Origin of the sequence: Desulfovibrio sp. Huiquan2017, from assembly GCF_017351175.1 — a bacterium.
Lineage (GTDB): Bacteria > Desulfobacterota > Desulfovibrionia > Desulfovibrionales > Desulfovibrionaceae > Pseudodesulfovibrio.
Genome location: NZ_JAFMPN010000028.1, coordinates 1 through 12,584, shown reverse-complemented (window position 1 = coordinate 12,584; position 12,584 = coordinate 1). Strand labels below are relative to the sequence as shown.

Below are 12,584 nucleotides of genomic sequence, written 5' to 3'. Positions count from 1 at the left end.
GCTGGAGGGAATCGAACCCACGACCTCTTGAATGCCATTCATGACGCTGGCTTTGTATCATTTGAAATCATTACTGATTTTTTGGCTATGATACCAATTTTTGGCGAAAAGCGGTGATTTGAGGCTGCGGGAGGGTATCCGCCCTCGGCTCACGGAAGAAAGCTTTTGACTTTTTCCGGGCACATCCTCATAGCTGCATCCAGAGCCTCTTCTGGATTAGAGTAGTCAACGCTGAACCAATCTCCCCCAGTGGAGACCGCATCTTTCGGCAACTCGAAAGAACTGGCGCCAACTCGAACAAGAACATTCCCATGAGGGCAATTGAGCCGAGCCTCTATCAAGTTACTGTTTGGTTTTTCGAGCATTACACTCGCTCCGTAGATTGCCTCAACCTTTCCGTCCGACAAATGCCGCCTCCCTTTGCCGACGTATATGATCTTCACGCTCTCGCATGGCACATCAACCTCGAATGCGGCTGACGAGCCAACAAGCACCACCAGCCACACGCAAAGAGCAACAGCCACGACTCCCGGCTTACTCATTCCACTCCTCATATTCGATCGTGTAATTTATCATAACATTGTCCGAGCCTGCTGCGACCAACTGTATGCTCCAGCTTACCGGCGGATCGCCAGCGGCAATCAGTGTTGTTGAGTTGCTTGAAAAAGGCATACAAGCAATCTGCTCCGAATGTCCCTGGCTGCTGTAGAGATGAACACCGGAAGTAATCCCCCCTGATATTCCCTCAAAGAAAATATCAACCTGCCGGCCACCTACGAAAACCTCTCTTGAGTGTCCTGTTAACGAACCATTAATATATCGTTTCGGTCTCCGCAACGGATGCTTCTTGATTTCACACTTGCAGTTCGGATGAGGGCGTTCGGGTTCTTCCATGAACTCCTTGCCTTCCATTGCCTTGCAAGTGTCGCAGGCTTTGGGTTTGGGGTGGACAGTCCAATAGTAATCACCTTTCGGATCAAACCTTTTCGACTGCCTTGATTTTTCATGCGCAGCTTCAGCCTTCTTGAACCTTGCCAAGCTTTCTTGTGTTGAAACTCCGACCATCCGCTTCGGCATACCATAAACAAGCTGGTCGTCACCAATGTGCTGTACCCAATCCTTTGTCATTTCAATTCTCCCTTGCCCGTAGGCCATTCGTTTATTTGCGAAAAGCCTAACACAGATTTTTCGGAGAAAAGACGCGGGGCATGCCATTGTCTGCCAAATGTGTCTTCATGTCGCTCAAAGACAAGGCAAGGTCGGTAAAGTGCACTAAAATTACCGTATTTTCTTGTTGACAGACTTTTAAGAGAGAGATTTTACCCTCAACAAAAACGTTCAAGCGGCCTATGGAGATTTGTCCCATGAGGATAAGCAGTTACCGAAAACAAGAAAGGTATCAGATACCACCCCACAACAAAAAAGAGGTTATCCAAAACAATGGATAACCTCTTTNCGTATTTTCTTGTTGACAGACTTTTAAGAGAGAGATTTTACCCTCAACAAAAACGTTCAAGCGGCCTATGGAGATTTGTCCCATGAGGATAAGCAGTTACCGAAAACAAGAAAGGTATCAGATACCACCCCACAACAAAAAAGAGGTTATCCAAAACAATGGATAACCTCTTTAAATTCATTGGTGGAGCTGGAGGGAATCGAACCCACGACCTCTTGAATGCCATTCTTGGGGACATTCAACTTACAACAAATCATAACATAATAATTAAACAGGACTTATTCGCCGCCAAGCCTTTTCGGAACACACTGTAGCATGGTGTGCGGAAAGCGCGGAATGTCGTCGTTTTTCGCATGGCGTCGTGGGAAAAACGGACACATAGCGGACACGAGACGAACAATAGCCAATGCGCTAATTATATCGACAGGACATCAAAAGGAATACCCCATCAAGTCAAAAACATATCCTACTTTTCAACCAAGTCTATATTGTGTACCGTTTTTCCCGCATATTTGGTCAAAATTTTTCATAGAGCAGACTGATCCCCGAGGGAAACATGGACATAGCCACAATCCTTAATCTTAAAATTTCCTCTGCGGAATGCGTCAACTTTGCCTCCGCACAGAATTCGGTGCCGGTTCTCCAGTGCATTGAGATCCAAAACACCTCAGATACTCCCTTTGAAAACCTGACGTTGGAGCTCATTCCACATCCTCCGTTTTGCCAAAGCAGGACCTGGGCTATCGATCGGATCAGTGCCCGCAGTGGGCTTTCGCTTTCCGATTTGCGTCTGAAGTACGATTTTGCATTCTTCGATGGCCTTAATGAGGCGGAGCAGGGACAACTCAACTTTCGACTTAAACAGGCAGAAACGGTCCTGACCGAACAAATTTTGCCGATACGACTGCTTGCCCGCGACGAATGGGGCGGTGTGAATGAGATGGCAAGTATCCTCGCCGCATTCACCTCTCCCAATGATCCCGCAATTGCCCGGATTTGCAAACACGCAAGCATGCTGTTGGAAAAAACAGGCCGGAAGGGGGCGTTGGACGGATATCAAAGCAAAAACCCCAAACGAGCGTACATGCTTGCGGCGGCAATCTGGTCCGCCATTACGGGCATGGCCTTGAGCTATGCGGAACCTCCGGCCTCGTTCGAGCTCGCGGGGCAAAAAATCCGAACCCCTAAACGAATCCAGGACGAAGGGCTTGTCACATGCCTGGACGGCGCGTTGCTCTTCGCCGGTGCGCTGGAGGCTGCGGGCCTCAACCCGATCGTCATCTTCACCAAAGGGCATGCCTTCGCCGGGGTATGGCTGACGGACAAGACCCTCCCATCCATCGAAGAACCCGATGTCGTCGAACTGCGCAAAGCCATCGCCGCGCGGGAGTTCATCGCATTTGAAACAACGCTCGTGACGATGCGGCCTGTTGCCGATTTTACCCAGGCCGTCCAGAACGCCAAAGGACAACTCGGCGAAGAGAACGAAAACAATTTCGAGAGGGCCATCGACATTCGGCGAGCGCGCTTCGCAGGGATCACCCCGCTGGCTTCGCATCTGACGGAAGGGGCTCCGGAAGCGGAAACGGTGGAGGTCGCGCCCGCCGCCCTGCCCCCTGAACCGGACTTCGGCATGCTGCCGGGCGAAGTCATAGACGAAACGCCGCAAACGGCCCAAGGCAGAATCGACCGCTGGCAGCGGAAGCTCCTCGACCTCACCCTTCGCAACCGGCTGCTCAACTTCAAGGATACCAAACAGACCATTCCCGTCTTGTGCCCGGACCTGCCCAAGCTGGAAGACATGCTGGCGGAAGGGAAATCTTTGCGCATCATCTCGCTGAAGGACGAAAACCCGATCGGGGCTCGCGACCCAGAGCTCTACCGCCAACAGCAGGGGAAGGATATCCATGAAGAGTTCGCCAAGGACGCCATGGAGCGCAAGCAACTCTGCATTCCGCTCACAGGGAATGACATGCGCAACCGCCTGGTTACCCTGTATCGCAAGGCCAATAGCGAAATGGTCGAAGGAGGAGCCAACACCCTGTACCTTGCCGTCGGCTTTCTCAGGTGGAAAAAAGCGGAAAACGATCCTACCATTTATCGGGCACCCGTCCTGCTTCTCCCGGTCTCGCTCAAACGACGCTCTGCGCAATCCCACTTCTACCTGACACACCACGAAGATGACATTCGAATCAACGCCACACTTCTGCAATTCCTACAACGGGATCTCGGACTCAAAGTACATGAGCTTGAGGGGGAACTACCCACCGATGACGCAGGCATTGATGTCCCGCTGGTATTCGCCCGCATGCGCCAAGTGGTGCGAGACGTCCCCGGGTTCGAAGTGGTCGAAGACGCGGCGCTCTCCACGTTTTCTTTTGCCAAGTATCTGATGTGGAAGGATCTGGTTGATCGGACCGAAGACCTGAAAAACAATCGGTTGGTCAAGCACTTAATCGATTCCCCTGAAACACCGTTCGCACAGGCCTGCGGCGAAGCCTGTCTCCCCCTCCCGAGCGAAATCGACAAGACGATCTCCCCCCGGGAATTGCTGACGCCGCTTCCGGCCGACAGTTCGCAGCTGGCCGCCGTTGTCGCGGCGATGAAAGGATATGACTTCATCGTGATAGGCCCTCCGGGCACTGGTAAAAGCCAGACCATAGCTAACATGATCGCCCAATGTCTATCCGTCGGCAAACGGGTTCTTTTCGTTGCGGAAAAATCGGCCGCACTCAACGTCGTCTTCCGTCGATTGAAGGCATACGGCCTCGGCAATGTCTGCCTTGAGCTTCATTCCAACAAGACGAACCGGAAACAGGTCTTGGAGCAGCTAGGAGCCGCATGGGAGAGAAGCGAAATTTATACCACCAGCGCGTGGAAAATCGAAACGGAACGGCTCAAGGACACGCGGGACCACCTCAATCAGTATGTCGAACAGCTGCATGCTCCAGGGAGCCATGGTTTTAGCATTTTCCAGGCCATCGGTATGGTCGTGGGGCATCAGCAGAAATGCTTGCTGAAATTCGACAACCTTCGGGCGCACGACCCGGCGATGTTTCGTCGGCTGGAGGATACGGCCATAAAAGCGGCGAACACGTACGCCAGAGTTCGCGACTGCGAAGGATTCGACAGCATTGAGACGAAGGATTGGTCGTTTAAATGGGAGACAGCTCTGATTGAACGCGCTGAATCCGTTCTTGCCGCAATCCCTGCTCTCCGGAAAACGGCTGCAACCCTCGCCGAGGAAATAGGCCTACCCGAGACCGATGAAACCAATCTCGAAAGAATAAAACAATTACGCCGATTCTACGAAGTCTGCCAAATCACTGCGGAGCAGGACTACCACAACGTGGTGGACAAAGAATTGAACCAGCTGGAAGAGGCCGCAGCATCCTTAAACACGGCCATCGCCACCATCCATCAAGCCCGCTCCAACCTGTCAGCCAGCTACGAAAACTCGGAACTGCAACGCATCCCCATAGACGACATAGACCGGCAATGGCGAGAGGCGAATGCCAAGATGTGGCCGTTCTCCGCCCTAGGTCGCCGACGGATAACCAAGCTGCTGCAGAGCTACGCTACAGCCGGCAATGTGGATGTCGCCAAAGAAATTGATCCGTTACGGCAGCTTCAGAGTAATCTCGAAGCCGTCTCTCAAAGTGAATTGGCGGGCCTACCCGTTTTCCATGAGGAAGCAACCGACGGGACGCAGGTGTCCGAATACCTGGCGCAGGCAGGCAGATTGCAACAGGCGCTCAATGAGGTGCGTCGGCATGCGGCCAATGTGAACCATTTCGGTGCAACGCTGGAAGCTTTACTGCAAAAGCGGCAGGGCAAATCGGAAGCGGCGCTCATGGCCGACGAATTCCAATTGGCCTTGCAAAAATTCAAAAACGTATGTGATGCATATTCGGCTCACGCCGAAGGACAGCTACACATCACGTCCATAGAATCCCTCGGGAAAGACCTGCGCCATATCCTGGACAATAAAACGCAGCTAGTGAATTGGGTCCCATGGATTGCCATCCGGGAGCAGGCCCGTGCTTTGGGATTGGCCCCTTTCCTAGATGCGCTCAAATCGAAGAAAATCGATAACGCCCGCGAAAATTTCCGGGTGGCCTACTTCAAATGGTGGCTACCCCTCGCCCTGGACGCCAGTTCCGAACTCCGCGGCTTCCGTCACTGGACCCACGAAGACTTAATTAAGGAATTCAGAAAACACGACAAGAGGGTACAAGAGCTGGCTTCTGATCAAGTCTTGAGGATGGCTACCCACGACCTCCCGAGCAAGGACGGAGTCCCCCGTCGGTCTGAGTTGGGCACACTGCGCCACCAACTCGGGCTCCAACGGCCCAGCCTCTCCATCCGCAAACTTATCGAGAACATGCCGACCTCATTCACCAAACTGGCGCCATGCATGTTGATGTCTCCGCTGTCCGTGGCGCAGTATCTACCTGCCGATCAGACACAATTCGATGTGGTCATCTTCGACGAAGCCTCCCAGATCACGACGTGGGATGCTGTCGGCGCTATCGCCAGGGCGAAGCAATCCATCATCGTGGGGGACCCGAAGCAGTTGCCGCCCACCAACTTTTTTGGCCGGACAGACGACGAAGACCAGGAAGATTTAGCGGAATACGAAAAGGACCTCCCCAGCATTCTCGAAGAAGCCGAGGCTGCGGGCCTCCCCCCAATCCAATTAAACTGGCACTATCGCAGCCGAGATGAGTCGCTGATCGCCTTTTCCAACCACCATTATTATGGTGGTAGACTCATCACCTTCCCGTCCCCCAAAACGGAATCGGACGCGCTTGTTTTCCACAAAAACAACGGGCTCTATGCAAGAGGTACCGGCCGTACAAACATCGTGGAAGCGCGAGAGATTGTGCAGTTCGCCAAATCCCGATTGGAAGGCTGGCTCGAATACCCAGAAGAAAGCCGTCCCACGCTTGGCGTAATAACATTCAACATTCAGCAACAGGAACTCATCCTCAACCTATTTGACGAAGCCAGGACGGCCAATCCAAAGCTTGAGTGGTATTTCAGCGAAGATCGGGAGGAACCGGTGATTGTCAAGAACCTGGAAAATATTCAGGGAGACGAACGAGACATTATGTGTTTTTCCATCACGTTCGGGAAAGACAACGCAGGCAAGATGTCCATGAGCTTCGGCGCACTCAACCTGGATGGCGGCGAAAAACGACTCAATGTCGCCGTCACGAGAGCTCGGGCCGAAATGCATGTTTTTTCATCTATCGATGGCGACGATATTGACACATCCAGGACAAAATCCCTTGGAGTGGCCCACCTCAAGAATTTTCTGGATTATGCAAAAAAAGGATCAATTGCCTTACCCGCCATGAACTCCGACTCCGTTGGAGAGGCTGAAAGCCCGTTCGAAGAGGCCGTGATGACAGCGCTGTGCGATAAGGGGTGGGAGGTGCGGCCTCAAATCGGCGTCTCCAATTATCGCATCGATCTCGGTGTAGTCCATCCCGACCATGCAGGGGCCTACCTCGCTGGCATTGAATGCGATGGTGCAACTTACCACAGTTCGGCGAGTGCCAGAGATCGTGACGAAATCCGAGAGGGCGTGCTGCGCAACCTCGGCTGGAGCATTATTCGCATTTGGTCGACAGACTGGTTCATGAATCCTACGGAAGCCCTCAAACGGGTTCATACGGAACTAGAAGAACTTCTCGAGAAGTCCCGCCCAAAAGAGAAGGAACTAGAAGCCCAAGCCAAGGAACAAGCCGAGCAAAATGAAGAATGGAGAGAGGTGCCTGAAGGGCTTGTTGCGGAAACAATAAAAACACAACCGAACTGGAAAGATCCTGTTTTGCAACCTCAGGTTTCAAGACAAGTAAAACTTCCTAATATAGGCAATGAACTGGAACTTCCGTATGCGGATACGGAATCACCAGACCAAAGCTCAAAATATGCCAAATCAACCGGCGTGGAAGACTCGGCGGCATCAAGTACCGTCTCATCCATCGAATGGCCCGTCCAACCAAATGCAGACCGTTTCTTTGATGCCGGATACACACCGATTCTCTGTCAACTGATCGACTATCTGGTAGAGATAGAGGGTCCCATCGAGGCCGACCGACTTGCCCGGACCATTTGCAAAGCCCATGGTTGGAAAAGGACCGGGGCCAATATCAGGCAGCAAATCGATACCTGTCTCGGGAAAAATGAACTCCGCAAGGAAGGTAAGGCGACTTTTATCTGGTCACCTGGAACTTATCAGGAAAAGGTCCCTTATAGGTCCATCGAAGGCAGAGCCGTCACAGACATCTCGCGCCACGAACTATTCGGGCTCATAGCTGACCATCCTGAACTTGTAATGAGCAAAGACAGAGTCCGTGACTTGGCGGATATCCTGGGGGTTAAGCGGCTCTCGCAGAAGGTTAATGAGTACCTCGGCAATTGCCTCTCAACGTACTTCATGCGCTAGATGAATTAGTCACAACTAGGATGATGAAATGGCATTTTATCTAAGAAAATCTGTACGGCTTGGGCCAGTAAGATTTAACTTGTCCAAGAGTGGTATTGGCGCATCGGTTGGCGTTAAAGGGTTTAGAGTAGGTGTCCGTCCCAATGGGAAAAGCTACCTACATGCAGGCAGATATGGGCTTTATTATCGTCAGGAATTAGGAGGAGAAGATTCTGCTCCTACAAATGATGTCACGCCCCCAAGGGAAACAGAAATTGTTCATTCTTCTCATCCTGATGCTGTTCAGTTTAATTCTGCAAGCTCACAGGAATTGACATCAAAATCAAGAAAGGAACTCATCTCAACCCTTAATAACTCATACAAAGGATTCAGGTTTGACTATTTGTGTGGTGGCTTTTTCATTTTCCTGTCAATTGTTTTATTAAACAATAACAAGATGGTCGGAATTGCCACAGCGATCATAGGTACTTTGGCTACAATAGCAATGGCGGTCTGGGAATCTAAAAGACGCACAGTCACAATTACATATGAATTCGAAGACGATAAAGGAGAGTCTTTCAAGAAGCTGCTATCTGCTTTCAACAATCTTGCCTCAAATGCTAATGTCTGGGCCTTGGTAGATTCTCGCAATATTTATGATTCTCATGAATCAAAATTAAACGCAGGTGCAAGCAATCTTATCAGCAGATCAGCTGTTCAAGTTGGTGAGGGCAAACCCCCTTGGGTGAACACAAATATTGATGTGCCTGTAATGAAGGCACGGCAGCAGACATTATACATGTTGCCAGATGGAATCCTTGTTTACGACAGCAAGGGAGTTGGTTTTGTGGAGTACGGCGATGTTTCTATTACCGATAACACCACAAAGTTTATTGAAGAGAACCCACCGCGTGATGCAAAAGTTGTCGGTCATACATGGAAGCATCCAAATAAAAATGGTGGCCCTGACCGAAGATTTAAAGATAATTACGAAATTCCAGTTTGCCTGTATGGAGAGCTGAAAATCAAATCAAATTCAGGGATGTTCTTCTTTTTAATGACATCAAAGCCTGACTCTCCGGTGAATTTTAGCAAAGAGTTTTCTAACACACTTAAATAAATAATTTTTCTATAAGAACCTGCGCCATCCCGGGGCCCCATGTGCTCTTGTGGAGCACCTACCAGAAAGGAATAGCTCTTGGTGTTTCTTATAGGGCTAAAGTTGGCAAGTTGTTATTCAGCCAACCTTCCCCGTTTCGTCAAATCGATCACGACTACTCGAATCTCTTCCACCTCGACATCGCGCTTCAGCGGAGTGTCCGCCTCCTGTTGCAGAAGTTGGCAAAGAGCATCAAATGAATCTGGGATTGACTGAAAACCCAGCTATCGGCAGGTTGGATTTGTTGATGATGCTCTTGGTCCGTATCTCTTGTATTTTCATAAGTACCTGCCGATTGTTAGCTTGGCTGACCGTCGGCTCTTTTTTTCCTGTTGCTCATTTGGAAATCAACCTTGACCTTATACAGCCGACTAGCTGGCAGATTAAGGATTTTTACACCGGTTTCACGAGCAATGGATTCTAATGTCGCCGCCTCTTCTTCTCGAGTGGGGGACGTTAGCGTGAACCATATATTGAATTCATTTTCCCGTTCATAATTGTGAGTAGCCCCCGGCTGCCTGTTTACTACGCTCACAAAGGTATCCATCCGTTCAGCTGGGACCTTGGCCGCACAAAGGGTGGAAACCCAGCCGAGTTTGTATGCGTCAAAATTGGCACCTACACGCCGAATGATGCCGTATTCGCGCATTCTCCGGATACGAGACATCGCCTCTTTCTCATCTATACCGACCTGTTTGCCGAGCTCGGCGTATGGGCGGGAACATAACGGGAATCCCGTCTGTACTATGTCCAACAGCTGCCGATCCAGTTCATCCATTTCGCCATCTTGTCTCACGACTGCGCACCTCGCAGAACACACTGTAAAACGGTTCGTTAGTCTCCATTCGGCGGGAGATTCAATTGCAATCAAATAGGAGGATTTCATTTTCGCTCTGCGATCACGCTCTGCCCTCCGAGAACGTACTCCCCGACCTGTACTGTAGGACGATAGCTTTGAGGCAAATAGAGTTCGACACACGAACCGAATCGAATGAGCCCGTATCTTTGGCCTCTTTCAAGTGAATCTCCCTCTTCTGTTCGACAGACTATACGACGGGCAATCAACCCTGCGATTTGAATCATGCTCCACGGCGACTCACTTTCATCAACAACCAAATAGCCACATCGTTCGTTATCTGTGCTGGCCTTATCGAGGGAGGCGTTGAAAAATTTCCCAGGCCAGTATTTTATGGCTTTCACGGTTCCCGCAACCGGCGCCCGGTTAACGTGAACTTGAAAGATACTCATAAAAATGCTCACGCAGAGCCGCTCCTCGCCCGTCATGGGATCTGACTTTGTTGCCATTCGGATGACCTTCCCGTCGGCAGGGCTGACTGCCAGGCCCGGAGCCTGTGGGACAACGCGTTCAGGGTCACGAAAGAAACCAACCGAAAACCAGCACAACAACAAAACGACACAGGCTGGGACGGCCCAGCCCAATACGGCCAGGACGAGAGCGGACAGGCCTGTTAACCCGATACAGGGAAAGCCTTCAGGGCTTATGCCAATGCTTGGTGATCGCATATCAAGACCTCACGTTAGATCACTACGGTTTCGCCGTCTTCCGGTATTGCAATGCTTTCGTTAAATCCGTTCTCCACCGCGAACTCTCGAAGCTCTTTCCTTGAAAGTGTCGCGTGGTTGACCGCTTCCATGTGGGTAGCGATAAGCTTGGCGTTCGGCACGGCTTCATGAACCCTCAGGACATCCTGTTTGCCCATGATGATGGAGCCAAGGTCGACCACTTGAGCATCGCCGCTGTTGAGGATGACAACGTCAGGGTTGTATACCTTCAACGCCCCTTCAACGTGATGATCCCAGACAGTGTCCCCGGCCAGATAGAGTGTCTTTTCAGAAGGATGCTTGAAAATGACGCCACAGACGGTGCCAAGCAGGTCACCTAACTTCTCCATAATCGCGTCACTGCCATGCTGACCGGGGGTCTTGATCAAACGAATCCCCTCGAACTCAGTTTCCGGGCTCACTACACGGACATTCGTGAATCCCGCTGAACGCACTTCTTCCTGGTCCTGCTCGTTTTGGACGAAAATCAAGAGGTCCTTGGGAAGGGCGGCCTTGGCGGCTTCGTCCCAATGGTCCGCATGCGTGTGAGTGAGGATCACGGCATCGACATGGCTCAGTTCATGGATAGGCACCGGCAAATCGACCAGGGGATTAGACATTTCGCAATTCGCTGTACCGGGAAATCCAGGAAATGAACCTTTTTCCGACAGCATAGGATCTACAAGAAATCGTCTTCCTGCGTATTCTATGATTGCCGTAGCATTTCTAATCTGTTGAAATTTCATTATGATAAGCTCCGTTTTTTATTGGACCGCACGGTCCAGAATTGGTTAAAAAAAATTATTCCTCATCAAGAAGGGAGAGCATTAAGTTGAAAGCTTCGTCGAGTCGTTCATTATCGCATTTGGCACGGACCATTACCTGCAAGCCAGGGAAAGCGACGACAAGTATTCTAGCGAGTTCCCTCGGGGTTTTCCGTCCTTTGATGGACCCATCAATCCGGCCTCGCTCAATTGTCTGAGTCAGCATTCTCTCCATACACTGAAAATCTTGCTTCACTCGAACACGAACATCCTCGTCGTGAGGAGCCATCTCGACGGCTTGGTTAATGCTCATACAACCATTAGTGAACTCGTCGGCCTTGGCTCCCTCAAGAATAATCCGATAAAACTGTTCGACCCCGTCTCGGGCAGGAGAATGACTAAGCACCCGGCTCGCCTCTTCCCTGCGAGCGTCACGATACGTGTCAAATGCTGCCAAGAAGAGGTCCCGCTTGCCTCCAAACGTTGCATAAAGGCTGCTTTTGCTTAAGCCTGTTACTTTCAACAAATCCACAATAGACGTGGCTTCATACCCTTTCTGCCAAAAAAGTTTCATTGCCTGATGCAACGCTTCTTCCGAGTCGAATTCCTGGTGACGTGACATAAAACTTTCCCTTTTATGGGCGAATCGCTTTCAACTAGAGGAAAGATAACCAAATTGGAACGATTGGTCCAGAATTATTTCCACACTTCTACCAGCCCAACAACCTACCGGAAGGTAGCGGATCAGGGCAAAAGCCGTGCTGGAGAATAGACCGTTCCGCTTGGCTCACTTGTTTTGCACGATATGGCCAAGTCATCTGCATGCCGTGAGCTGGGCGCAAAGATCGGCAACCGCCAGTTCAGCTCGTGCTGCAAGTTTCCATTTTGTCTTTTCCAGGAGGCTCAGCCAGCATCCCTTGAGTCGGAGTCGAACCCGCCATCCCTCTCGCCGTCGCCTGCGTGGATGACGACGCAAGCAAAGTCGTCGGGGCAAGGCCGGATCGCGAAGCGTCCGCCCGAAGGGCTTGGCCTTGCGCTGGCGGCTGCTTGCGTCACGCTCGCGAAAAAAATGGCGGGAGGTGAAGAAATCGTCCCGCCAGAGCTTGCGCGAAGGTTTTGCGACGTCATATGGTAAGGCATATCTACCGGATAATTTCGTAACCAGAAGGAGGTGAAACGCACTTACCGCGCGTCATAAGTTCACGA

The 12,584-nt window shown here is 51.0% G+C and carries 8 protein-coding genes; 2 read left to right on the top strand and 6 right to left on the bottom strand.

Annotated elements, in window-relative coordinates; genetic code table 11:
- Positions 1–149 precede the first annotated feature (149 nt).
- Positions 150–542: a hypothetical protein gene (locus J0909_RS18045; protein ID WP_207265067.1), complete on the bottom strand. Its 393-nt coding sequence runs from the start codon at positions 540–542 to the stop codon at positions 150–152.
- Entirely contained in the window at positions 535–1,128 is a 594-nt protein-coding gene (locus J0909_RS18040; RefSeq protein ID WP_207265066.1) for a structural protein, read from the bottom strand. The genes J0909_RS18045 and J0909_RS18040 overlap by 8 nt, the downstream gene beginning before the upstream one ends.
- 884 nt (positions 1,129–2,012) lie before the next feature.
- Between J0909_RS18040 and proA the strand changes: the two genes are divergently transcribed.
- Together proA and J0909_RS18030 are read left to right on the top strand one after the other, a co-directional pair.
- Positions 2,013–7,913, top strand: a complete 5,901-nt coding sequence (gene proA, locus J0909_RS18035; RefSeq protein ID WP_207265065.1) for an anti-phage protein ProA — start codon at positions 2,013–2,015, stop codon at positions 7,911–7,913.
- A gap of 28 nt (positions 7,914–7,941) precedes the next feature.
- Positions 7,942–9,012: a DUF4236 domain-containing protein gene (locus J0909_RS18030; RefSeq protein ID WP_207265064.1), complete on the top strand. Its 1,071-nt coding sequence runs from the start codon at positions 7,942–7,944 to the stop codon at positions 9,010–9,012.
- Positions 9,013–9,349: 337 nt separating this feature from the next.
- On the opposite strand, the gene ahbA is transcribed toward J0909_RS18030, so the two are convergent.
- The 4 genes from ahbA to J0909_RS18010 form a co-directional block, all read right to left on the bottom strand.
- Positions 9,350–9,829, bottom strand: a complete 480-nt coding sequence (ahbA, locus tag J0909_RS18025; protein ID WP_207265063.1) for a siroheme decarboxylase subunit alpha — start codon at positions 9,827–9,829, stop codon at positions 9,350–9,352.
- Between the two features lie 104 nt (positions 9,830–9,933).
- The gene (locus J0909_RS18020) at positions 9,934–10,575 is read right to left on the bottom strand and encodes a phosphatidylserine decarboxylase family protein (protein WP_207265062.1); all 642 of its coding nucleotides are present in this window, start codon (positions 10,573–10,575) and stop codon (positions 9,934–9,936) included.
- A gap of 14 nt (positions 10,576–10,589) precedes the next feature.
- A complete protein-coding gene (locus J0909_RS18015; RefSeq protein WP_207265061.1) occupies positions 10,590–11,360 on the bottom strand; it encodes an MBL fold metallo-hydrolase in 771 nt (256 codons plus the stop codon).
- Positions 11,361–11,415: 55 nt separating this feature from the next.
- A complete protein-coding gene (locus J0909_RS18010) occupies positions 11,416–12,000 on the bottom strand; it encodes a TetR/AcrR family transcriptional regulator (RefSeq protein WP_207265059.1) in 585 nt (194 codons plus the stop codon).
- Between the last annotated feature and the right edge of the window lie 584 nt (positions 12,001–12,584).

What these genes read in the sequence shown, in the direction of transcription:
- J0909_RS18015 (WP_207265061.1), bottom strand. Translation starts at nt 11,360, where the DNA reads ATGAAATTTCAACAGATTAGAAATGCTACGGCAATCATAGAATACGCA.
- J0909_RS18010 (WP_207265059.1), bottom strand. Translation starts at nt 12,000, where the DNA reads ATGTCACGTCACCAGGAATTCGACTCGGAAGAAGCGTTGCATCAGGCA.
- J0909_RS18030 (WP_207265064.1), top strand. Translation starts at nt 7,942, where the DNA reads ATGGCATTTTATCTAAGAAAATCTGTACGGCTTGGGCCAGTAAGATTT.
- J0909_RS18040 (WP_207265066.1), bottom strand. Translation starts at nt 1,128, where the DNA reads ATGACAAAGGATTGGGTACAGCACATTGGTGACGACCAGCTTGTTTAT.
- J0909_RS18020 (WP_207265062.1), bottom strand. Translation starts at nt 10,575, where the DNA reads ATGCGATCACCAAGCATTGGCATAAGCCCTGAAGGCTTTCCCTGTATC.
- proA (WP_207265065.1), top strand. Translation starts at nt 2,013, where the DNA reads ATGGACATAGCCACAATCCTTAATCTTAAAATTTCCTCTGCGGAATGC.
- J0909_RS18045 (WP_207265067.1), bottom strand. Translation starts at nt 542, where the DNA reads ATGAGTAAGCCGGGAGTCGTGGCTGTTGCTCTTTGCGTGTGGCTGGTG.
- ahbA (WP_207265063.1), bottom strand. Translation starts at nt 9,829, where the DNA reads ATGGATGAACTGGATCGGCAGCTGTTGGACATAGTACAGACGGGATTC.